The sequence below is a fragment of the Elusimicrobium sp. genome, from assembly GCA_015062115.1.
Lineage (GTDB): Bacteria > Elusimicrobiota > Elusimicrobia > Elusimicrobiales > Elusimicrobiaceae > Avelusimicrobium.
Genome location: SUVG01000002.1, coordinates 215,438 through 239,139 on the forward strand (window position 1 = coordinate 215,438; position 23,702 = coordinate 239,139).

A 23,702-nucleotide genomic window follows, 5' to 3' on the forward strand; every position below is an offset into this window, starting at 1 on the left:
GGGGGCGGGTAAATCGTACGCGCGGGGCGGAATTATTATAAAATGAAAAGATGAGGTATTTTTCCCTATGAAAATACTGCGGCTTTTTGTCGCCCTTTTGTTAAGCCTCCAGTTTATGTTCGCCCCGCCTGCGGGTGCCGAAACGTTGCCTTACACCCTGGTGGACAGAAACCAATATTCCATTTTCGAAGAAGACCAAGCCGCCCAACGGGAAGAAGAACTGCAAATTACCGACCCGCCGGACGATGCCCAACTGCTTAAATACTCTACCGAGTTTTGGCGTCAGGCGGTTACCGCGGTGGAGGGCTCCTACCAATTGGATAAAGACCCCGAACCAATCCCCGACTTAACCCTGCTGAACCCTACCCTTTCCTTGCCCATTTACGGCACGAGCATTGCTTTAACGGGGCGTTATGTGTTGGGATTTAAGTTTGCCGGTAAAAAATACAAGGAAGACGATAATAACGATATTGACGACCGCAACACTCACAGCGTGGAAATGGCGCAAGAACTGCAACTGAAAATGCAGGGTAAAATTTTAGAACGTGTTTTTGTGGATATCGATTACGACGACCAACGCGAAGAGGAAAAAACCATTTCCGTGGCATATCGCGGTAAACCCGGGGAACTCGTGCAGGTGGCCGAGTTTGGGGATATCAATTTGGCACTTCCGCAGACGGAATTTATCGCTTACCAAAAGCAACTTTTCGGGGCAAAGATGCACCTGCAACACAAAAATGCCAACCTGTATTTGATCGGTTCGCAAACCAAGGGTTCCAGTAAGCAAAAGCAATTTATCGGCAGCAGTGTATCGGAAATCGTTTCAATTGCCGATACCGACTATATCCGTCGTAAATACTACGATTTAACCTTCGGCGGAAATATCCACCCCATTGATAACGACACCGCTTATCTTCAATGGCGCGATGAAGTAGGCAATATTTCTCCCGGCACGGAAGAAATTTATTTGGATAGCAACACTACTTCTTCCGACTATGTGCCGATTAACAAAACGGCTACGGACTATTTGGGTACGGTGCCGTATCAAGCCCAATGGGAACTGCTGGTGCGCGGGGTGGACTACACCGTGGACTATGCCCGCGGTATTATTACTTTTAACCGTTCCATTTCAGCCGAAAGTGTACTGGCGGTAGATTACAGAAGTACCCGTGGGGAACAGTTAAGCGCTCTGGGGGCTACGCCTAACACCATTAAACTCATCAAAACCGAAAACGATAAGCCCTTGGAGTCTTCCGGTGAAGAAACCGCCAATAAGTTGGAGATGAAAACTTTTTACAACATCGGCGCACAAAAAATTACCCAAGATAACGGTAAAGGGAACTTCATTTTGCGTTTGATGGACGCCAACGGCCAAGAAGTAGGGGAACAGGCTTCGCCCAAGCAAGTCTATCCCCGTACGATTGAGGTTGATTTTGATAAAGGGCTCTTTGAACTGCAAAGCCGCATGGTGGACGATTTAGGGCTTTACAATGTAACCCCTACTTCGTCGCGCAACCGCACTTTTAAGATTCAATACGAATCTACGGTTAAAACTTATTTTATTGAATCGGATATTGTTATCGAGTCCGAAAGCGTAAAATTAAACGGTCGTGCTTTAACGCGTAATAACGACTACTACATTGATTACACTTCCGGTTTTATCACCTTCTACAAAGGCGATGAAATTACCGAAAATTCCGTTATCGATATCACTTATGATACGACCACCGGTTCCAGTTCCAATAACTCGGTGTTGGGTGGCCGCTTGGATTATCACTTGTTTGATAAAATCGTTATGGGCGCGACCCTTTTGCAAGAAGGCGGAGACAAACCCTCCACCGTTCCGCAGGTAGGAGCCTATAACAAAAACATCTTGGTGTACGGAGCGGACATTAACGGGAAAGATATTAAACTGGCCGAGCCGGTGTCGGTAGATTTCAGTGCCGAAGTAGCCAAAAGCCGCAAAGATCAAAATATGTTCGGCTATGCCATGGTGGACAGCATGAACGAAACGCAGGAAAAAGTATCCGGCTCGCACGATTTTAGAGAGTGGATAATTGCTTCCAACCCCAACGACAAACCTAACTTTTTAAGTGCGATTCGCTGGGACACGCAAGACTTGCCTTCGTTAGAAATTAACCCCAACTCCATAGCCAACTATAACGATAAACAGCAAGTGTTGGTTATTAACTACGATTTCAGCCAAAGCGTTGGCGCATACGCGGATAGAGACGAAGTTTCTATCGTCTATCCGCTTAGCACCAGCGGTATTGATTTGTCCGAAAAAACCTCGTTCGAACTTACCATGCTTGGCGAAGAAGGCGGCCCGCAAGTCAACTTTACTTTCGGTAACATTTCGGAATACTCCGATAATTCCTTCGGTATGGACACGCAGTGCGGAACGGGAGTACCCAAGACCGAGGATATCTACTGCCGTAATAGTTTGGCCCCGAACGAAGATATCGGCTGGCTTTACACCAACCCGGACGGTAATAGCGAACGCTACAATCCGTTTGTTTACAATATGTATAACCCCGAATCCCAACCTAACGGCCGTATTGATACGCAAGATTTGAATAATAACGGCAAATACGATGATGCCGATGCGTTGGCGTTACCGAACGGACAGGGGAACTTCGGTTTTGCGGGGGCTTCTATTGACGGACTGACGGACAGTTACGCCACCAACACCAAATGGCAAACCTATACGGCCCCGCTTTTAATTAACGATAAAGAGGCCTGGACGGCGGTGCGCCATTTGCGTATTACCCTTAAAAAAGGACAAAAAACAAAAGGGCAGATTAAAATTGCCAATGTGTCTTTGTCCGGCACGGCATGGAACCCGAAAGAAGGGGTTTCGGCAGATATTTTCTCGGTGGCGGGGATCAACAATGTGGATAATACCCACTATCAACCCATTTTTGCCGACCGCCGCGGGGACGGTTTGAAAGTATTTAATTATCTTTACGGCTCTGTGGATAATTATAAACGCAGTAACGATTCCGCCAACGCGCTGGATCAATCACTTAATATCACTTTTGATACTACCCAAGTGTCCGCCGTAGCGGATAATGACTCTACTGCCACCGACGGAGAATTATATGCCAACCGCAACTTTAGATCCATGGACTTTACCCAACACCGTGAATTTCGCTTTTTGGTGCACAGCACGCCGGAAAACCAAGGTTCTGAATTTTTCTTAAAAGTAGGGACAGACACCAATTACGATAAAGTGATTGTTCCCTTAACGGACGATTTTGACGGGTGGCGCCTGATTTCCCTTAAAATGATTGATACCAATGGGGACGGTATCACCGATACCTTTGAAAATGCCTCTGCCGAGAATTACCAAGTACGAGTGGAAAACCACCGGGCACCAAACGGAGTGCTTAATTTCAAAGAAATCAGTATGATTTTAGCCGGGGTACAACGCCGTAAAAAGGCAGACGGGACGGAAGAAACGGGTAGCCGAGGGGAAGTGTGGTTAAATGTGATTCACTTGGCCGAAGCCATTACCTTGGAAGGCGAGGCTTACAAGGGCGATGTGGTGTTAAAATGGGACGGCTGGGGAAGTGCCGGGGCTAAGTATAAATACCAAGATAATAATTTCGAAACACCGTTAGCCGTTTCTAAAAATCAAGAAGTAACGGAAGAAGAATATTTTGTAAAAGTGGATCGCATCAAAGAGTTTCCCATGCAGGCTAATTTAACGCGCAGCAGCGTTACCACTCCCTTAGTTACCGATTCTACCGACTACAACACTGTCAGTTTATTGGATAAAGGAAAAGTAGACCGAGAGCGTGCCGTTATCCGCGGGGATTACGTGAAAGAAAACAGGCCAAAAATCGGGTTGGAATATACCTTGGATAAAGTAGATTACGACGCTATGAAACGCAAAGACGATTCCCAAACCTATGGGGCTACCTTGTCGCACACTGCGGGAGATTTCAAAAACATTTCGCTCGGCTACCATGTAACCGATTCCAGCGTAGATTACGACCGGGCCCGCCACCAAGAATCGGAAAATTTTTATAATACGGACGAAACCACCCAAAAAATGAACATGAAGGTTTCTTATCAACCCAATAACAACTTTGTGTTCACGCCTAACTACAGTTTAAGTAAAAGTAAAGAAAACCGCACCCGCTACGAGCAACTGGGGCAGCACAACATCCGCTATCCCAAGGCCATGAGCCAAAGCACCGGCTTTAATACCACCTGGAAAATTACCAAGTGGTTGGCCCCGTCGGTTAATTACAATGTCAGCACGGTGGAAAATAACAACCTGACCGCCAAAACCATTACGGCTTCGGGCCAAAATGTGCAAGTAGGGGTGGGTGATGTCAAAACCGTAAACCGAAACGCGGACGGGGGTGTAACCCTTACCTTAAACGGAAATGAATTGCTTCCCAAGAGCAAGTTGTTCAACACCTTTGTTATTTCGTCAAGTTACCGTATTCAGGACGCTGACGCCTGGGCCGATGTGGACAGCGGTTTTGATTCCCGCAAAGAGTTGTGGGTGCGCCGCTCGTTAAAAGATGTGGGCGAATTCGGCTACCGCAAAAGTATGACCTTGCGCGATACTTTCACCTCTACCCAGCGGTGGAATCCGTTCTCTCAATATAATTTAACGGGCGCGGCGGCTCCGCTTAAAACAATTTCGCTTATTAACAACTTTACCAAAACCATGCAAACCAACGAGCAAACCGGCACACAGTACGATTCCGAAAGTCTCACCTTGCCCGATGTTACTTTCTCTATTTCCGACTTGGAAAAAATCTTCTATGGGAGCCGTTGGTTTAGTTCTTCCAACTTAAAACTCCGCTACAGTTGGATTGAACAAACCAATATGGGTACGGACGAACAATATACCACCCAATACGGGGGAGATTTGCGCTTTATGTTGTTTAACTATTTTGATACGGTGTTTAACTACACCAAAAAAGAGGCCGACAAGACCGACTTGCGCGCTCGTACCAGTTTGGAACGGATAGAAGATGATAACTTCTCCGCGCAGACCTCTTTTTACATCGGCTCTTTGCGTGTTACCCCGAAACTCCTTTACAGTTCGCACGATAAATGGCTTGTGAACGGAAAAATCAGTGAATCTTCTACCGAAACCACCCCGAGTGTAAACTTCCGTTGGGACTTTAATATCCCGCGCGGTTTCAGGCTGCCTTTTATCAACAAAATGTATAACACCACCAACCGTGTGATTTGGAACACCAACCTCAGTTATACCGATAAGCGTTCCCCGGTGGAGGTAAAGGATAACTACAAAATGTTTGATTTCAGCACTTCGTTGGATTACGAACTTTCCCGCAACTTGCGTTTTACGCTATCGGGCGGGTTAACGGTGTTGGATCACGCCTTTGTGGCTACAGAAGATTACACCGCCTATAATGTGGCCGCCAATGTGACGGTGCAATTCTAGCAATATGAAAATTTCCTTTTTCTTTCGCGAGATACCTTCTTACCTGTTACATTTCTTTTTCCCAAAAACTTGTTTTGCCTGCGGGTGTGATTTGGCCCGCCGTGCGGAACACTCGCTTTGCCCGCGTTGTTTGGACGGGTTAAAAGAGCCCGGGCCGCATATTTGCCGCCGCTGTGGAGCAGTGCTGAAATCGGGCGGGGCACATTGCTATGCCTGTCGCGGAAGCAAGGCTTCAAAATATAAGTGTGCGCTGATTCGTTCGGCATTTGTTTTTAACAATTCTTCCCGTGCGTGGGTACATGCACTTAAATACGGCGGGGCTGATTATCTGGGAAAGGAAATGGGAAAAGAAATGGCCCGCCGTTTTTGCCGTTACCCCGAAATGGCCCAAGCGGAAGTTATTATGCCGGTGCCGCTTTTTTCAAAAAAATACCGGGAGCGCGGATATAACCAAAGTGAATTGTTGGCACAGTCGTTGGCGGAAGAGTTACTGATTCCCTTGGATAAAACTTCTTTGAAGCGTACGCGCAATACCGTCAGCCAAACTACCTTAGGGAGAAAAGGCCGCTTGGAAAATATGACGGGATCCTTTGTCTGTCGCAACCCAAAATCCGTTTACAGAAAAACCGTTTTACTCATTGATGATGTGGCCACTACCGGGGCAACCCTGGAAGGATGCGCCCAAGCCCTTAAACGAGCCGGTGCCAAAAAAGTGCTGGCCTATACCTTTGCCAGAGAATAAATTCCATAAAAAAGGCCCGACTTTCATCGGGCCTTTTTATTTTTAAGAGTTGCATTTCTCCTGCATGATGTTTACAATCATGGGATCCACCCGGCTCATTCCCACACTGGAAATACTGCCCAGGTTTTGGATTGTTTCTTCTGCCGTTCTGCCTACAAACCCTTCCACTTCGGTAATGCCGTAGTCGTGAATAGCCATATAGGCACTGCGTATGGCGGCATCGGTGGAACTGACTACCTTTAAGGCGCAACCGCTTTTGGCGCCGTCGCAAAGCATACCGCCGATGTCGCTGATGATGTTGTTGATGGCTAAGGTAACGGCAGGTACGCATTTGCCGCGTTGTTGATATACAATGCCCGCGGTGGCACCCACCCCGGCGGCAATCGCGCAACCGCAAATGGGGGCCAGTTCTCCCGTAAATACCTTTACATAGCCGTTAAGTAAATGCGATAAGGCAATACTTTTCAAAATGGTGGTTTCGTCCACTTCCATTTCTTTTCCTACTTTCCACGGTACCAAAATAGTTACTACCCCTTGGTTGCCGGATTCTCCGCTGGCCATAACGGGTATGGCTTGGCCGTCCATGCGGGCATCGGCTGCGCAAGCGGTTAGAATTTTGGTGGAAGAAATCAAATCCATTTGTATTAGTTGTTTGCGGACGAGTTCTTTAATGTAGAAACCCACTTTTTGCAAAGCTTGGCCTCTTTCGGCGGCTTTTAAGTTCATTTCTACCCCTTTTTTGATATAGGCCAAATCTTCTTCATCTGCGTTTTCGGCCGCGTCCAACAGTTGCGCTAACGTGGCATTTTTAAGGGCGGTTTTGAAGTCCGGCTTGGAGGAAAGAGATTCTTGTGCTTTTTTTTCTAATTTTATTTTACCGTTACAGGATAAATAAACCACTTCGGTATGACCGCCGGCAATGATGCATTGGGCCGTTTTACCGCTAATGCCCGTTAAACAGGCCTTGATATAAAATCCGTTTACTCCCGGAGCTACTTTCATGGAAACCGCACGGTTTTCTACCAATAGTTTTGCCTTGGCCAAAACGGTTTTGTCGGCGGCGGCTAAAATTTCCATATTTTTTTCCGGGCAGGCCAAAAGCGCACCCATGGCACCGGCGAGCACATTTCCTTTTTCGCCGTCGGTGTTGGGGATACGCACGCCCATACCGTTTTTGTAGGTGCCGGCATCTAACTCAAAAGACAGTCGGGCTACGGGTTCGCCCAATTCTTTGGCCGCGTAGGCGGCGCACAACGCAACGGAAACGGGTTCTGTACAACCCATGGCCGGATAAACTTGGTATTTCAAAACTTCTTTTAATAAATTCATTAGATTATTCCATTCGCTTTCATACTGTAATGCGAATTGCCTCCGATAATAATATGGTCATGCACCGAAATATCAAAAAGTTTTGCCGCACGGATAATGTCGTGCGTGAATAAAATATCCTCTTGCGAGGGGGACGCATCGCCGGACGGGTGATTGTGTACCAAAATAAAGGCAGATGCTTTGGCCGCCAGGGCACTTTCCACTATTTTTCTGGGAGAAACAGCCACTCTGTCAATCAACCCCGAGGCCAACACCTGCGTGCCCATAACGGTGTTTCTTACAGAAAGATAAATGACTTCCAAAGATTCTTCTTTTTTGCCGGCTAACGAGGCCTTGCAATACTCCAACACCTGCTGCGGAGTGCGAATTGCTACCCGTTCTTTTACCTCATCTAAAGTATATTTTTTGAACACACCCCGAATCAGTTTAATAAATAAAGCCGTTTGCGGGCCGACTCCTTTTACTTGCGCAAGTTGTTCCGTTTCCGCGTCCAACACGGCGGCTAACGACCCAAAGCGTTTTAGAAGTGCCCACGCAATGGGTTTTGTATCCTTGCGGGCTACGGCATAGGTAAGCAAAAGTTCCAATGTTTCGTGATCCAAAAAAGAATCTAACCCGGCCGAAGCAAATTTTTCGCGGATTCTTTCACGGTGACCGATATAAGACGGTTTTTCGTTTTTGGGCATAGTACAATTCTACTTTTTTATTATACTGTTTTTAATGCTACAATAGGTATAATCAAATGCTGTACACGGGGGCTGAAATGAAACATATTGTTATTATCGGGGGCGGCCCCGCCGGTTATCCGGCGGCCCTGAAAGCCGCAAACTTGGGGGCACAAGTAACACTGATTGAAAAAAATAAATTAGGCGGGGTGTGCTTAAACTGCGGTTGTATTCCTTCCAAATCGTTATTGGATGCCGCGCATCGTTTTCAGGTGGCCCGGGGGGTGGCCTCTTTGTGTAAAGAGGGCGGAGCGGAAACGGCCGAAAAATTATTTGAACTGAAAGATTGGGAAAAAATAAAATCTCGCCAACAAACCGCTGCGCGTAAATTAACGCAAGGGATTGGGTTTTTGCTTAAAAAAGCCGGAGTGGAAGTGATAGCGGGTGAAGGTTCTTTCGTCAACGAACATACCGTCTTGGTAAAAACCACTGAAGGAGAAAAAGAAATCTCTTGCGACGGGGTCATTTTGGCTACCGGCTCCGAAGCGTTTTTCCCGCCTCCGTTTGATACCATTAAAGACCAAATTTACGATAATTCCACCATTTTCGATATGCCCGCTTTGCCCAAAAGCATTGTGATTGTGGGCGGTGGGGTAATCGGTTGTGAATTTGCAGATTTGATGAGTTCTTTGGGTGTGGAGGTAAGCGTGGTGGAAATGCAACCGCGTATCTTACCGTTGGAAGACGAAGGTGCCGCGAGGGCGTTGTCCCAAGCTCTTACGAAGCGCGGCGTAAAATTTTACTTGGGCGTGCGCGCCGAACAGGCCCAAAAAACATCGGAAGGTTTTTTGATTACCTTGACCGACGGCCAAACGATTTCCGCCGAAACGGTGCTGGCGGCTATTGGAAGAACAGTAGATTTGGCTTCTCTCGGTTTGGAAAAAATCGGGGTGGAGTGGAACCGTAAAGGAGTGCAGGTAAATCCTCAAACGCTACAACTGAAAAACGATATTTATGCTGCGGGTGATGTAACGGGACTGATGCAACTGGCCCATGCGGCTACGCGTCAAGGCGAAGTGGCGGCTGCCAATTTGCTGGGCGGAACGGCCGTGTATCACAACGATCGCGTGCCGCGTGCCATTTATACTTCACCGGAAATTGCTTCCGTAGGGCTTACGCGCGCGCAAGCGGCGGAACGAGGGTTGACTATAAAAGCCAAAAAGGCCTTTTTGCTGGCTAACGGTCGCGCCGTGGCACAGGATCAAGCGGAAGGGTTCTTTGAAATTTTACTGGAAGAATCTACCGACAAAATTGTAGGGGCAACTTTAGTAGGGGCCAATGCCTCGGAACTTGTGCACGTGATTTCCGTAGCGTTGGCGGCTCAAATGACCGGTAGCGAATTGGCGGAAGTTATTTTTGCACACCCTACTTTGGCGGAATCTATCGGGGAGGCTTTACATAAGTGAGTCGTTTTTGTGTTGTACTGGTTCGCCCGCGTGACCCCAATAATATGGGGGCTTGTGCGCGCGCCATGGGAAACTTCGGCTTAACCGATTTGCGCATTGTGAACCCTTACCCGCCGATTTGGCAGGAAGCCGTCAGCGCGGTGGGTGTGGCGGATATCCTGAAAAATGCGCGTTGTTTTGATACATTGGACGAAGCCTTGGCAGACACTCACTTTTCTTTGGCGGCTACCGCTCTAAAAAAACGGGAAGTGAAGCAGGAAATTGTCGTTTTGCCCGCACTCAATGACCGCCTGGCCGAAACAGACGGACTGACAGCCTTGGTATTCGGGAACGAAAAAACGGGTCTCAGTAACGAAGATATCTCCCGTTGCCAAGCGGTTCTTAATATCCCTACGGCGTCCAAACAGCCTTCTATCAATTTAGCACAAGCCGTTATTTTAACCTGTTACGAACTTTCGCGCCGGGCCGACTTTAAGCCCTTGCGTTCCGCCCCTTCCAAAAAAATGCTACCGACGGACGAGCAAAAAGAATTGGTGGTGGAGTCTTTGGACAGAGTCTGCGAAAAACTGCATTTGCGTACCGATCTTACCCCGGCCCAACGCAAGGCTTTTTTGCGTTCGGTGCTAAAGGAAAGTTCCCTTTCCAAAGACCGTTTGTTTTTTATCAAAAAATTGGTGGAAAAAATAGCCGGAGAATTAGACTAAATAACCCTGCCAAAGGGCGTATATTTTGATAAAATATAAGAAACCAAAAAGGGGGCCGCATGGAATACAACATCCTTGTTATTAACCCGGGTTCTACCTCGGACGATATCGGATATTACCGGGGCAGTGAACCCGTATTCGAAGTGACCGTGCGTTATTCCATTACCGATTTGGAACCATACGAAGGCAAAAATGTTACCGAACAACTGCCTCTTCGCCGTAAACTTATCTTAGATTATTTAATCGATCATGAAGTATCACTCAAGGAAATTCACGCCGTTATCGGGCGAGGGGGATTTATTCACTCCATCGAAGGCGGTGTATATGCCGTCAACGATAAAATGATTGCCGATTTGGAAAAAGGCCAATATGGTGTGCACCCCAGCAACCTCGGCGGTATTTTGGCGCGCGACATCGCCCAGTATGCCGGTTGCCCCAGTTTTATTGCCAACCCCGTAGTGATTGACGAACTTCAACCGATTGCCCGTTATTCGGGTATGCCCGAAAACCCGCGTATTTCTATTTTTCATGCCTTGAGCCAAAAACGCGTGGCTCGTTTGATTGCCGATAAATTGGGTAAACCGTATGAAGAGTTAAACTGCATCGTTTGCCATGGCGGCGGCGGAATTACGGTGGGGGCTCACCGTAAAGGGAAAGTGGTGGACGTAAATAACGGCTATGAAGGGGACGGCCCCATGACACCCCAACGAAGCGGCGGTACGCCCAATACGGGTTTGGTGCAAATGTGTTATTCCGGCCAATATACCCAACACGATATCCGCCTAAAACTGCGCGGAAAAGGCGGTTTGGTTGCCTATACGGGTACTTCCGATGTGAAAGATTTGGAAGAATATATACGCACCGGCGAAAAACGCCCCGGATCTTTAATTACCTGCACGCAGGAAGAAGCCAAACTGGCCGAAGATGCCATGATTTACCAAATCGCTAAATACATCGGGGCGATGGCGGTGGTGTTGGAAGGAAAAGTAGATTTTATTGCTTTAACAGGCGGACTGATGCACAGTAAATATATTCCGCAGGAAATCGGCCGCTATGTGGGCTGGATTGCCCCTATGTATGTTTTCCCCGGAAGTGAAGAAAAAGAAGCCTTGCGTGAAGCCGCCCGCCGGGCCTTAAATAATCCCGAAATCATTAAAAATTACAACTGATTTTATTATACTTAAGCAGTTAAGGAGAAATAAAAATGAAATTCACAAGTTTTGCCGACTTAATCAATCAAGTAAAAGGCAAATCCAACCGCGTCGTTGTTCCCGGCGCCAATAACAAAGAAGCCTTGGAAGCCATTAAAATGGCTGATGATAACGGGCTTATTTCCCATGGTATTTTAATCGGGCCCATTAACGCCGTAAAAGAAATGGTACAGGCGGCCGGGCTTAATGAAAGCAAATTTGAATTTATTGATTGCGAAGATGTCCCCACCATGTGCAAATTGGCCGTGGATCAAATTTTGGAAGGGAAAGGCGACTTTTTGATTAAAGGTCTTGTAGATACCAAATACTACATGAAAGCCATTTTGAACAAAGACGCTCACCTCGTGCCCGAAGGAGCCCTTCTTTCCCACTTTGTGCTTTTCAGCACTCCCAAATACAAAAAACCCTTTGCCGTCACCGATTCCGCTGTGGTAATTGCTCCTACCTTGGAACAAAAAGCCAAAATTATTCAAAATGCGGTAAATACCATGCATAAATTGGGTTTGGAAAACCCGAAAGTAGCCTGTGTGTGCCCGGTGGAAAAAGTGAACGAAAAAATTCCCTCTACCGTGGATGCCGCCGCGCTTGCCCAAATGAACGCGGAAGGTAAAATTGCCGGTTGTACGGTAGAAGGGCCGTATGATTTGTACATTTCTTTGTCTGCCGAAAAGGCCGCCGAAAAAGGCATTAAAGATGCCAAAGTGGCCGGTGATGCCGACATTTTGATGCTGCCCGATTTGGACGCCGCCAACCCGCTCTACAAAGCCTTGGCTTTCTTTGGCGACCAAATGGAAGCGGCTGCCGTTTTGGTGGGGCCGAAAATTCCGGTCATCTTGCCTTCTCGTGCCGATGACCCCAAAGTAAAACTAAACGCTATTGCGCTTTGCTCTTACTTAAAAGAAGATAAATAATTTATAGGGGGCGGCTTAAAACACCGCCCCTTTTCCCGTTATGAGAAAGAGATTTTTAGTCCTGTTACGCAAACATTACCGCCGATACCACGATATTTTATTTTATGTGTTGGCATTGGGAGTTATTGTTGTGTCCACTTGGGCGGCTCTTTCCATTACGAAAACCAAAAACGAACAGGAACGCGAAAATTTGCGTGCGCGTGCAATCCCCACTCAAGAATTCAAAGTGGGGGAAAAACCCATTTATGTAGGCTTGCAAGAAGCGGGCCTTTCGAACCAAGAAGTGGCGCAAATCGTCGGGAAACTTTCCACTGTAGTTGATACCCGCAAATTGCAAAAGAAAGATATTTATTCCGTGTCCGTAGAGGACGGGCATTTTGTGATGTTGCTACTCACACAGGGGTTCAAACGCTACTTTGTTGCCAATGTGGGAGATGGTTTGGTGGCAGGCGTAAGTGATGTGGAAATTAAAACCCGCATCAAAACGGCTGCCGGAAAAGTGAAAGGTTCTTTATTTAATTCCATGCTGGCCGAAGGCTTGCAAGTGCCGCTTATTTTAGATTTTACAGATGCATTTTCCTGGACAATTGATTTTAATACCGATACCCGCAACGGCGACGAATACACCGCTCTGTGGGAGGAACATTACACTTTAACCGGAGAAATTACCGGGCAAGATTTATTGGCAGCCACTTATACGGGTGCGGAAACCAAAGAAACAACGCGTGCTTTTTACTTTGAAGACGATTTTTATGACGAAACAGGCAAAGTAAGCAAAAAAATGTTTTTGAAATCGCCTATCAGTTTTAGAAATTACCGTATTTCTTCCCGTTTTTCGTATAACCGTTTGCACCCTGTTCTTAAAATCCGCCGTCCTCACTTGGGGATTGATTATGCCGCCCCGGTGGGTACGCCTATTCAGGCAGTGGCGGACGGTACCGTTCGTTACGCGGGCTGGAAAGGAGGTTTCGGCAATTACATAGAGGTAAAACACGCCAATAATTATACTACCACCTATGGCCACTTAAAAGGTTTTGCCAAAGGGGTTAAGGCCGGCGCGAGGGTAAAACAAGGGCAAACAATCGGTTATGTGGGAAGTACGGGGTTATCTTCCGGCCCGCACTTGGATTTTCGCATCAAAGAAAAGAATAAATTTATTGATTTCTTGCGCATGAAAAACCGCAACTCGGCCGTGAGAGATGTGCCGAAACAAAAACGAAAAGAATTTGAAGAATTAAAAGTGCTATACTTAAAAGAATTGGAGGCGGCAAAAAAATCTGCCCAAGAGGCCGCCCCGGAGGAAAAAAAGCATGAAGAAGCAGAAAAAAATCGCTCTAACCGGCGGCCCTAACAGCGGAAAAACGACGGCTCTTTCCGTGCTAAAAGAAACCTTTGGCCCTCAAGTGGAATTGGTCAAGGAAGCCGCTACCCTTATTTTCAGCGGAGGCTTTCCCCGCCAAGATAACAGCCCTGCCCATATCGAAGCGGCACAGCGCATTATTTTCTATACCACAAAACAGTTGGAAAGTTTGGCGGAAAAATCTTCTTCGGCCGACTTAATCGTATGCGACCGCGGAACGGTAGATGCTGCGGTGTATTGGCCCGAAGGCAGTGATGCTTTTTTTGCGCATATGGGCACTACTTTAGACGAGCAACTTGCCCGCTATGATGCGGTTCTGCACCTCTCTCCGCCGTCCAATCCGGCGTTTTACCAATCTACCCATGTCCGTACGGAAAGTTTGGAAAAAGCCTTTGAAATTGACCGCAAAATCTTGCAAATATGGGAAAAGCACCCCAACCGCATGATTATCGGCGGAACGGAGCATTTTTTTGAAAAGGCGGAAGCCATTAAAAATTTTGTAGAAAAAATTATTCAAGGATAACTTATGAAAAAAATAGTTTTAACCGGTGGCCCCAGCGGCGGAAAGACGACAGCTCTTTCTATTTTGAAGGAAACCTTCGGCGGTAAAATTGCCTTGGTGCAAGAAGCCGCTACCCTTATTTACAGCGGTGGTTTTCCCCGTAAAGACAACAGCCCCGTGCATATCGAGCACGCACAAAATATTATTTTTTATACCGTTCATCAGTTAGAAGAACTGGCCGAACGCACTTCCGAGGCGAGCCTGATGGTTTGTGACCGCGGTTCTATTGACGGCGCCGTCTATTGGCCGCACGGCCCGGAAGATTTCTTTAAGGCTATGGGGTCTTCTTTGGAAGCGGAGTTGGCTCGTTATGATGCCGTTATCCACCTTTCCCCGCCGCCGGAAAAAGATTTCTACCAAGCCACCAATGTCCGTACCGAAAGTTTGCAACAAGCTTTTGATATCGACGATAAAATCTTAAAAATTTGGGAAAAGCACCCCAATCGCTTGGTTGTTCCGCGCGAAAAACATTATTTCGAAAAAGCGGAAATCATTAAGAATTTTGTAGAAGAATTACTTTCCAAATAATTTAAGGAGTTTAATATGATATGGAATCCGTTTAAGAAAAAACAGGAAGGGGAAGTTGCGGCCTCCAAACCGGAAGCAAAACCTTCCAAAAAAGAATCTATTGAAGAACGCATTGAGCGCGAATTAGATTCTTTACCCGCCATGATAAAGGGTAAATTAAAAGATCCGGAAATCAAAAAGCGTTTTATTGATATTGCCAAGCGTATGGAAAAGGACGGAGTGGACTTTAAGAGTATCCGCCAAATGAAAAAATGGATGAAAGACCACGAAGCCGAACTCCGCGCGGAGCAAACGGGTACCCCGAAAGTGGAAACGGTAGTACACGAAGGGCCGAGAATCGGCCGTAACGATCCGTGCCCTTGCGGTAGTGGCAAGAAGTACAAAAAATGCTGCGGTGCCGGAAAATAATTTAATAAAAAAGCCCTTCCACAAGGAGGGCTTTTTTATTAGATAGCATTTATCAAAACCCCCGGGCTTCCCGGGGTTTTTTGTGAAATATTATTTTAGCAGAACCAAATACTCTGCCAGTTTTTGGAAAGCACGGAAACGGTGGCTGATTTTATTTTTTTCATCGTCCGTCATTTCGGCCAAGGTTTTTTGGGTGTTTTCTACCATAAAAATCGGGTCATACCCAAAGCCGTGTTCTCCACGATATCCAAACCCGATGTATCCGTCCAAAATGCCTTCAAAGGTTTGTACGCGTCCTTCCGGCGTGGCCAAACAGGCTACCGTTCTAAAACTGGCTTTGCGTTGCGACAATACTTGGCCTTCCAACGCGGCAAGCAGTTTGCGGTTGTTATCGTCGGCGTCCGCGTGTTCGCCTGCGTAACGGGCCGTATAAACTCCGGGTGCCCCGTTTAAGAAATCTACTTCTAAACCGGTATCGTCGGACAAGGCCGCAAGCCCCGTTTCCTTGGCGGCATAGCGAGCTTTTATTTCCGCATTGGCTTCCAGGGTGTCTCCTGTTTCCTCAGGAAGGGACACGCCCTTGAACGATGCCAAACTGACATATTCAATGGGCGTGCCATTTTTGAGAGTGGTAGGCAAAATAGCACTAAGTTCTTTGAATTTGTGCGGATTGCCCGTAGCAATTAAAATCTTCATGAACAAACGACTATTTTAATTTAAGTTTGGCTACTTCATCAGCCAAGTTTAAGGAAATTAAATAAGACTTGAACATATCTTCTTCGCTTAACCATTCCGTCAAAGCGTGGGGATTGTTTTGCCCGGTGAAGACAGTTAACGCACCTTTCCCGGTTTTTACGAGGAACATAGAAGCCGTGGTGCCGGCGCGCATTTTTTCGATTTTGGGTTCCACATTGGCACTGTTAAAAGCCCCATACATAACGGCTAAAGTACTTTCGTGTAACGCTTCACCCACATTACCGTAACTGCGGACAACTTGTTTGGAAATCGCCACTTCATATTTTTCGGCAATGGTATTGGCAATAGTGTCAGCGCGTTCCTTCCAGTTATCCATTTCGCCTTGGTCAAAACCGCGTAAGCGAATATCGAGCAAGGCGGTGCTGACTTGGTTTTCCGGATAATACATGTGGTGGAGTTCCGCATAGCCTTGTTCCCCGCTGGAGTTGTTGGGGAGGTCTTGGTCGCGGCAGATGCTGTCGCCAAGTTGACAGGCGGGTTTCCAAGCGTTTCTGTAGCCGTTGGTGGCGGCATAAGATTGGTGACCGGGGGTACCTTTTACCGTAAAGATAACGGATTCGGCGTTAAAGTTTTCGGCTACTACTCTGCCGTCGGAGCCGCCGTCGAAATCGAAGGAAATATCCGGGTTGTAGCCGGTTTCTTCAATGTATTGGGCGGCGCGGCCCACATCTTCGTTCGGCGCGATAACTACTTGAATACGACCATGAGGTTTAGAGGGGTTTTTTACCAAAGTTTCTAAGAAGGTAACCACAACGGAAAGGCCGGCTTTGTCATCGGCGGATAAAATGGTGGTGCCGTCAGAGGTAACGACTTTTTTACCGACTTGGGTGGCCAAGTATGCGTCTTTTTCGGTGGAGGGATCGATTACTTGGTTGTTTTTAAGAACAATCGGTTTTCCGTCGTACTTTTCAATTACTTGCGCTTTGATGTTTTTGCCCAAATTGTCGGGAGTTGTATCGTAGTGGCAGCTGTAACCCAAAACAGGGGCATCCCAAGCAAGGTTAGAGGGCAAATCTACAAAAATATAATAGTGTTCGGTCAATTGGGCATCAATTCCCAAAGATTTTAATTCAGCCATAAGTTTATGGGCTGTATCGATTTGTTCTTGGGTAATTTCTTGCGTTTCGCTGCTTTGGCTGTCGTGCGTGGTGTAAGTAATAAAACGGTCGAACAATTTTTGGCGGAAAGAATCAGCCAATTTTTGGTTCTTTTTGGCATAAGAGGGCTTTTTGATAGCCGGAGCCGTAAATTCGGCGGCATTTACGGTAGAAAAGGTAAATGCAAATAGCGATAAGAAAACAACTAACAATTTAAGACGCATGCGTTCCTCCGAAATGGAAATATATACTGTTATTTTAGTAATCTGCCAAATAGTAGTGCAAGGGCCAAAAGACCTATATAAAAAATAGGCCCACGCGCGTACGGAAAAGGACGTAAAAAAGCCCGCCGGAAAGCGGGCTAAAAAAGAGGTTTTATGGTTGGGTTTCTTTTTCCTGCAAACTCCACAGGGAAGAAAGCCTTAACAGGGTACGGAGCGAGGCCTCCATGACATCTACATCGGCGTATTCACGCACACTGTGGATATTATACATACCGGCAAAAATATCCGGGGTCGGCAGGCCCATAAAGGAGAGTTGTGAACCGTCCGTTCCGCCGCGCGCGGCTGTCAGCACGGGTGTAATTTCTTCCTGTTCCATTGCCAATTTCGCTAACGACACTACTTTTTCGGGCAGTACGGAGTTCATGTTTTTGTACTGATCCGTAAAAGTGAGAGAGAAATTTTTTCCTTTATAGTTCATTGATTTTACGGTATTAAAGGCGCGGGTTACTTCGTTTACCAAATCTTGCATTTCTTCATCGCTAAAAGCACGGATAATCCCTTTGATTTCGGTGCGGTCTCCCACTGTGTCGATGGAATCGGTCAGGATAAAACCGCGCCGTAGAGAAGTGGTTTCCGGTCGGCGATGACGGGGAAGCAAGGTGTGAAAATCGGAAGCCATTAGTAAGTTATCCGCAAAGGGGGAGTTCATGGCCTCTCCGGGGTGAACGGCCCGGAGCCCTTCGAATACTACGGTAAAGGCTTTGGCGGAGAAAGTTTCGTTAGTCAGGCTCCCTAGGTCGCCCCCGTCTACGGTGTAGGCATAATCGGCCCCGAAGGAAGGAACATCAAATTTTTCCACTCCCATGCCGGTTTCTTCATCTGGGGTGAAAGCAATTTTAAGAGTTCCGTGTTCCATTTCCGGGTGATCGTAGAGGTATTGTACCAACGTCATGATAATGGAAATGCCGGCTTTATCGTCCGCACCCAACAACGTATCGCCGGAAGCGGTGATGATATCGTGCCCGCGCGCCCGCGAAAGTTGGGGGGAGTTTGTTTGGTTAAGGACAATTTGTTTTTCCGCGTTAATAACAATGTTTCCGCCCTGGAAATTTTTGTGAACCTGCGGTTTAACTTCTTTGCCCGAGGCCTCCAACGCCGTATCCAAGTGAGCAAACAGACCGATGACCGGTGAATCTTTACCGTTGTTGGCGGGAATTTCCGCCGTAACGATAGAATAATTGTTCACTTTTACATTTTTGGCCCCATATTTTTTTAATTCTTTTGCCAAGGCTTTGGCTAATTTTTTTTGCCCCGGAGTACTGGGAACCGTAGCCGTTTTATCGGAAGATTGGGTGTCCGTTGCCACATATTCCACAAAGCGTTGCGTCAGTTGTTTTTTGGCTTCGGCTTTGTTGTAGCGCGTAACAGATTTCCAATCGAGTTGCTGCGCGGCTACCCCTAAGGGTAAAACCGCGCAGCAGAAACACACCAAAAGTTTTAAGGCTTTTTGCATTAGGCCAAATCCTCTAACGAAGCCGTTACCTGGGCCAAGGCCACTTGGGCGGCGGCCAGCTCGTCTTTGGTTTTTTGGATTTGTTCTTGCGGAGCGTGCTTGATAAAGTTTTCCTGGGCTAAGCGCGCCGTGCGGGAAGCAATGTTGGCTTTGGCAATAGCCAAATCTTTTTCCAGGCGTTTTCTTTCTTTATCAAAATCAATAAGCCCCGTAAGCGGTACATAAATAGCCGTGTTTTCAAAAACAGCCGTGGCCGTTTGTTTGGGTTTCTCTTGATTGACACCGATGGTCAGGTTTTCGATTTTGGCCATCAGTTTAATGTAGTTTTCGTATTCGGTTACAATAGCCAGTTCGTCTTGCGTTTTGGCACTTAACACCACGGAGATTTTCAGCCCCGGGGGCACATTAAACTGGGAGCGAATGGTGCGGATTTCGCGCGTAACGCCCTGTACCACGGCCATTTTGCGCAAGGCATCTTTATCCGTTTGCGCTTCGTTATAAACGGGGTAAGATTGGTTGAGCAAGAATTCTTCCGTTTCGCCTACATAGGGGCGCAAAGAAGCGGCGATTTCTTCCGTTACAAACGGGATAAGCGGGTGAAGGGCTTTTAAGGTGCCGTACAAAATGTTTACGCACAAGGCCATAACTTGCTCTTTTTCTTTCGTTTGGAAGCGTTGTTTGGCCAGTTCAATATACCAGTCGCAGAAGTCACCCCACAGGAAGTGATAAAGCGCATTGGCAGTTTGGGCCAAGTTATATTTTTCAATTCCTTCGCGGGCCGTTTTGATGGCGTTATTGTAACGGTCTAAAATCCACTTATCGGCCAATTCCGTTACTTGAGTCGGCATAGAAAGCGGGCCGTTGATGCCTTCCATATTCATCAAAATAAAGCGGGAGGCGTTGTAGAGTTTGTTGCAGAAATTACGCGCTCCGGTGATGCTTTCTTCGGCGTACGGGATATCTTTGCTGGGAACGGCTTGCATAAGGAGCGAAAAACGCACCGCATCCGTCCCGTATTTGGCGGTCATATCCAACGGGTCAATTACATTTCCTTTGGATTTGGACATTTTCTGTCCGCTCTTATCGCGTATGATGCCGTTTAAGTAAACATCTTTGAAGGGAAGTTTACCCGTAAAATCTAACCCGGTCACGACCATGCGGGCAACCCACAGATACAAAATTTCATATCCGGTTACCATGACATTAGTGGGATAGAAGTGTTCCAATTCGGGGGTTTTTTCCGGCCAGCCGAAAACGGAAATCGGCCACAGCGCGGAAGAGAACCAAGTATCCAAGACATCGGGGTCTTGCACAAAATCGTTCCCGCCGCAAATGGGGCATTTTTCCGGTTTACCGTAGGAAACCACGGGTTTGGCACCGTCTTCAAACGAAACTTTGGTCAGTTGTTCGTTGCCTTGTTGGTCAACGGCAAAAGTGAGGCCTTTTTCGCTGCAGTGGCGGCAGTACCATACGGGGATTCTGTGTCCCCACCAAATTTGACGGGAAATGCACCAGTCTTGGATATTTTTTAACCAGTTTAAGAAGGGATTTTTCCAGTTGGCGGGGTGAAACTGAAGTTCGCCCGTTTCGGCGGCTTTGATAGCCGGAGCGGCCAATTCTTCCATTTTTACGAACCATTGTTCGCTCATAAACGGCTCAATGGTGCTGTGGCAGCGGTAGCAGGTGGAAACATTATTGGTGTATTTTTCTTCTTTTACAAGAAGACCCGCCGCTTCCAAATCTTTTACGGTTTCTTTGCGGCAAAGTTCGCGATCCATGCCCAAGTATTTTTCGGGGCAGTTAACCATCTTACCTTTATCGTTAATCACGCTGAGAATAGGCAAGTTGTGGCGTTGGCCTACTTCGTAGTCGGTAGCATCGTGTGCCGGGGTGATTTTTAGGGCACCTGTACCAAATTCCAATTCTACGGCTTCATCGGCAATAATCGGGATAGCGCGGTTGGCCAAGGGGATAATTACTTTTTTGCCTACCATATCTTTATAGCGTTCGTCTTTCGGGTTAACGGCGATGGCGGCGTCTGCATAAATAGTTTCGGGACGGGTGGTGGCGATGACGATGCCTTCGCTACCGTCTTCTCCCTTATATTGCAAGTGCCAGAGTTTCCCGTTTTGTTGTTCGTGTTCTACTTCAATGTCGGAAAGTGCAGTGGAGCAGCGCACACACCAGTTAATAAGGCGTTTTCCGCGGTAAATGTATTTTTTCTCCCACCATTGGCGGAAGCATTCATAGACGGCTTGGGCGCGTTTTTCGTCCATGGTAAAACGAATATCGGAAAGATCTAACGCCCAACCCATTTTGCGGAATTGGTTGAAGATAGCATTTCCGCATTCGTTGTACCAGTCCCAGACAACTTCCAAAAATTTTTCGCGGCCCAAATCGTGGCGAGATTTATGTTCTTCTTTAGAAAGTTTCTTTTCAATTACGTTCTGCGTAGCAATACCGCCGTGGTCGGTTCCCGGTACCCAATAGGCATCTTCCCCAAACATGCGGTGTGCGCGAATCAGCACATCTTGTAAGGTGTTGGTGGAGGCGTGCCCCATATGCAGGGCACCCGTGATGTTGGGCGGGGGGATAACAATAACAAAAGGTTTTTTGGTTTTATCGTTTTTGGCGGCAAACAGTTTTGCGTTTTGCCATTTTTCGGCTAATTTTTGTTCTACTTCTTGCGGTTCGTACGCTTTGGGTAACATGGTAAGTCCTCTTTTTACATAATTTCTTCGCGTAATGTGACTTTACGCGCTTACCATTATTTTACCAATTTAGAACCTTGCGCGCGCGAAGAATATATCAATTTGATAAAATAAATCTATGAACAAAACTCTTTTTCATTTAATCGGTTATCCCGCAGTGGGGAAATATACGGTAGCCCAAGTACTTAAAAAAGATGTAAACGGACTGCTGATTGATAATCATTTAATCAACAATGTGTTTTTCAGTGTGACGGATTTGAACGGAACCCTTCCGCCGCAAGTGTTTTCGTACTTAACGAAAACATACGATTTGTTGTTTGAGTATTTGGTGTCTATTTCGCCCAGCCGCCCGCTGATTATGACCAACTGCCTTTCCGATAGCGAAAATGATTTGTCGTTTGTGGAAAAAACGCGCCGCTTTTGCCAGGCGGCAGGATACCGCTATTTGCCGGTAAAACTGTTACTTAGCCAAGAGGAAAATTTAAGACGCCTTCCTTTGCCGGATCGCAAAGCCAAAATGAAACTGACGGACGAAACTTTATTCAAATCGTTTTGCGAATCTTTCCCCTTAATTACCCAACTGCCCGAAGGGAAAAACTTGGACATTACGGGTCTGTCCGCCGAGGAGACTTCCGCTGCTCTTCAAAAGTTGGCCCGGGAAAACTAACCCGTTTTTTGCCTTGGAAACCGATTGGTAAAAAGAAACAATATAAGTATGAAACGCGACATAATAGAAACGGAAGAAATCATAGAGCCCGAAATTTTAGATGAAAACGGCCGCCCGATAGAAACGGACGACCGTGTGAAAGATTCTGCCCGTCCCAAAGGGGATACGGGGGGGCTTATCGGCGGGTTTTTTGTGCTCGCGTTTGGTTTTATCATGACACTGCTTGTAGCCGTATTTAGCATTTTAGTGGTGCTTCCGTTAATGCTTATCGGGCGGTTGTTGGGCATACAGGTGCGCACTTTTCGCCGCTAGTTTTACAGATACAAAATTTTATAACCGAGCATAATTTCCCAATCTTGGGAGTATTTATTCCCCGCCAAGTGCCAGCCGCCGCGTAAATAAATAGAAGATCCCACATTTACCATCGTGCCGATTTCAAATTCTCCAATCAGTTCCGCATCACCGGGGTTTTCGTAATCTACCGTGTAGCGGGGGTCAAATTCAAACCACCATTTGCTATCCGACATATACCCAAAAATCATGCGGTAGCGGCTTTCGTGGATATCGTCACGGGCGGAGGCTCCCGCAAAGGAAAAAATGTGGCGGTATTCGGCCTCTATAAAAAAGTTGGGATTCAGTTTCCATACCAAAAATACTTCCGGTTCAATATAAGCCTTTCCGTCACCGAGTTCATGGTGGGTGGCCGTGGGGAGTGTAAGTTCCGCCCCTAAGCCGTAGGAGAAAACTTTGGAGGGGGAATAGTCGGTATAAAAGCCGGACACCATAATATCGCCCAGGCCTTTTTCGCTCACTTCGCCTTCCCCGTAGCGAGTAAACGGGATTTCTGCCCCTAATTTCCAATGTTGGTTGATTTTGAAGGAAGGTTTTATTTCTACGGTGGCAACCGTTTTGTTTTTACTGTCATCTTTGGCTTTGTAGCGGGGTTTAATTTCCAAAGAGGTTACGTTTTCGGTGGGAATTACGCCGTGGATATCTTGCAATTGGGCACAGGCAGGTAACGAAAATAAAAAGAATAGGAAAGTAATAAAAAATTTGTTTTGCATGGAAACTCCTTAAATAATACGGGAAAATATTGTATCAAAAACTTTCTTTCAAAACAAAAATAATTTGCTATAATAAATAAGTAGTCATTAGAATACACCCCGTTTTTGGAGAGGTGGCCGAGTGGTTGAAGGCGCAGTCCTGGAAAGACTGTATACGGGAAACCGTATCGAGAGTTCGAATCTCTCCCTCTCCGTATGAATTTATAAAACCCTGCGAAAGCGGGGTTTTTTATTCATAAAGAGAGAGATGGAGCGGCATAAACTGCTTTATGCCGCGTAGAGATTCGAAGCCCGGAGCGATGTTTTTGTTTGAGCATATAGACTTTTTATGGTGCGAAAGGCAAAAACCG

General features: G+C 46.7%; 18 protein-coding genes, 1 tRNA gene and 1 pseudogene. 13 read left to right on the forward strand and 7 right to left on the reverse strand.

The genetic code is table 11. The features are described 5' to 3' along the window. The first annotated feature begins 67 nt into the window (after positions 1 to 67). The gene (locus E7027_02285) at positions 68 to 5,434 is read left to right on the forward strand and encodes a hypothetical protein (protein ID MBE6420959.1); all 5,367 of its coding nucleotides are present in this window, start codon (positions 68 to 70) and stop codon (positions 5,432 to 5,434) included. A 4-nt stretch (positions 5,435 to 5,438) separates the two neighbouring features. Further along, positions 5,439 to 6,176, forward strand: coding sequence for a ComF family protein (locus E7027_02290; GenBank protein ID MBE6420960.1), 738 nt, complete (start codon positions 5,439 to 5,441; stop codon positions 6,174 to 6,176). A gap of 42 nt (positions 6,177 to 6,218) precedes the next feature. Here the strand turns inward: E7027_02290 and E7027_02295 are convergent, their stop codons facing one another. Beyond that, complete coding sequence (locus E7027_02295) at positions 6,219 to 7,505, reverse strand: serine dehydratase subunit alpha family protein (protein MBE6420961.1); 1,287 nt, start codon at positions 7,503 to 7,505, stop codon at positions 6,219 to 6,221. Continuing rightward, positions 7,505 to 8,191, reverse strand: coding sequence for a DNA repair protein RadC (radC, locus tag E7027_02300; protein MBE6420962.1), 687 nt, complete (start codon positions 8,189 to 8,191; stop codon positions 7,505 to 7,507). The genes E7027_02295 and radC overlap by 1 nt, the downstream gene beginning before the upstream one ends. Positions 8,192 to 8,247: 56 nt before the next feature. Between radC and lpdA the strand changes: the two genes are divergently transcribed. From lpdA to E7027_02340, 8 genes and pseudogenes are all read left to right on the forward strand, one after another. After that, complete coding sequence (gene lpdA / locus E7027_02305) at positions 8,248 to 9,636, forward strand: dihydrolipoyl dehydrogenase (GenBank protein ID MBE6420963.1); 1,389 nt, start codon at positions 8,248 to 8,250, stop codon at positions 9,634 to 9,636. Next, a complete protein-coding gene (locus tag E7027_02310; GenBank protein MBE6420964.1) occupies positions 9,633 to 10,340 on the forward strand; it encodes an RNA methyltransferase in 708 nt (235 codons plus the stop codon). The genes lpdA and E7027_02310 overlap by 4 nt, the downstream gene beginning before the upstream one ends. Positions 10,341 to 10,399: 59 nt before the next feature. Further along, on the forward strand, positions 10,400 to 11,509 hold the full coding sequence (gene buk, locus E7027_02315) for a butyrate kinase (protein MBE6420965.1): 1,110 nt from the start codon (positions 10,400 to 10,402) through the stop codon (positions 11,507 to 11,509). A 35-nt stretch (positions 11,510 to 11,544) separates the two neighbouring features. Then, positions 11,545 to 12,462, forward strand: a complete 918-nt coding sequence (locus E7027_02320) for a phosphate butyryltransferase (GenBank protein MBE6420966.1) — start codon at positions 11,545 to 11,547, stop codon at positions 12,460 to 12,462. Between the two features lie 40 nt (positions 12,463 to 12,502). After that, complete coding sequence (locus tag E7027_02325) at positions 12,503 to 13,813, forward strand: hypothetical protein (GenBank protein MBE6420967.1); 1,311 nt, start codon at positions 12,503 to 12,505, stop codon at positions 13,811 to 13,813. Continuing rightward, the gene (locus E7027_02330) at positions 13,773 to 14,345 is read left to right on the forward strand and encodes a hypothetical protein (GenBank protein MBE6420968.1); all 573 of its coding nucleotides are present in this window, start codon (positions 13,773 to 13,775) and stop codon (positions 14,343 to 14,345) included. Before E7027_02325 ends, E7027_02330 begins: the two co-directional genes overlap by 41 nt. 3 nt (positions 14,346 to 14,348) lie before the next feature. Then, a complete protein-coding gene (locus E7027_02335) occupies positions 14,349 to 14,912 on the forward strand; it encodes a hypothetical protein (protein MBE6420969.1) in 564 nt (187 codons plus the stop codon). Positions 14,913 to 15,215: 303 nt separating this feature from the next. Next, positions 15,216 to 15,320: pseudogene (locus E7027_02340) on the forward strand (hypothetical protein). A gap of 90 nt (positions 15,321 to 15,410) precedes the next feature. On the opposite strand, the gene rdgB reads toward E7027_02340, so the two are convergent. The 4 genes from rdgB to E7027_02360 all read right to left on the reverse strand — a co-directional run bounded on the left by rdgB (position 15,411) and on the right by E7027_02360 (position 21,621). Further along, positions 15,411 to 16,016 carry an RdgB/HAM1 family non-canonical purine NTP pyrophosphatase gene (gene rdgB / locus E7027_02345; GenBank protein MBE6420970.1) on the reverse strand — a complete coding sequence of 202 codons (606 nt, stop codon included), beginning with the start codon at positions 16,014 to 16,016 and terminating at the stop codon, positions 15,411 to 15,413. Between the two features lie 10 nt (positions 16,017 to 16,026). Continuing rightward, positions 16,027 to 17,397 (reverse strand): M20/M25/M40 family metallo-hydrolase, encoded by a 1,371-nt coding sequence (locus E7027_02350; protein MBE6420971.1) that lies wholly within the window; start codon positions 17,395 to 17,397, stop codon positions 16,027 to 16,029. 151 nt (positions 17,398 to 17,548) lie between these two features. After that, a complete protein-coding gene (gene pepT, locus E7027_02355; protein MBE6420972.1) occupies positions 17,549 to 18,910 on the reverse strand; it encodes a peptidase T in 1,362 nt (453 codons plus the stop codon). Next, entirely contained in the window at positions 18,910 to 21,621 is a 2,712-nt protein-coding gene (locus E7027_02360; protein ID MBE6420973.1) for a valine--tRNA ligase, read from the reverse strand. Before E7027_02360 ends, pepT begins: the two co-directional genes overlap by 1 nt. Positions 21,622 to 21,739: 118 nt before the next feature. On the opposite strand from E7027_02360, the gene E7027_02365 reads away from it, so the two are divergent. Then, positions 21,740 to 22,288 carry a hypothetical protein gene (locus tag E7027_02365; protein ID MBE6420974.1) on the forward strand — a complete coding sequence of 183 codons (549 nt, stop codon included), beginning with the start codon at positions 21,740 to 21,742 and terminating at the stop codon, positions 22,286 to 22,288. A gap of 48 nt (positions 22,289 to 22,336) precedes the next feature. Next, positions 22,337 to 22,600: a hypothetical protein gene (locus E7027_02370; protein MBE6420975.1), complete on the forward strand. Its 264-nt coding sequence runs from the start codon at positions 22,337 to 22,339 to the stop codon at positions 22,598 to 22,600. 2 nt (positions 22,601 to 22,602) lie between these two features. Here the strand turns inward: E7027_02370 and E7027_02375 are convergent, their stop codons facing one another. After that, positions 22,603 to 23,352, reverse strand: a complete 750-nt coding sequence (locus E7027_02375) for a hypothetical protein (protein ID MBE6420976.1) — start codon at positions 23,350 to 23,352, stop codon at positions 22,603 to 22,605. A gap of 107 nt (positions 23,353 to 23,459) precedes the next feature. Here E7027_02375 and E7027_02380 point away from each other — a divergent pair. Continuing rightward, positions 23,460 to 23,546: transfer RNA gene (locus tag E7027_02380), tRNA-Ser, on the forward strand. Positions 23,547 to 23,702 lie beyond the last annotated feature (156 nt).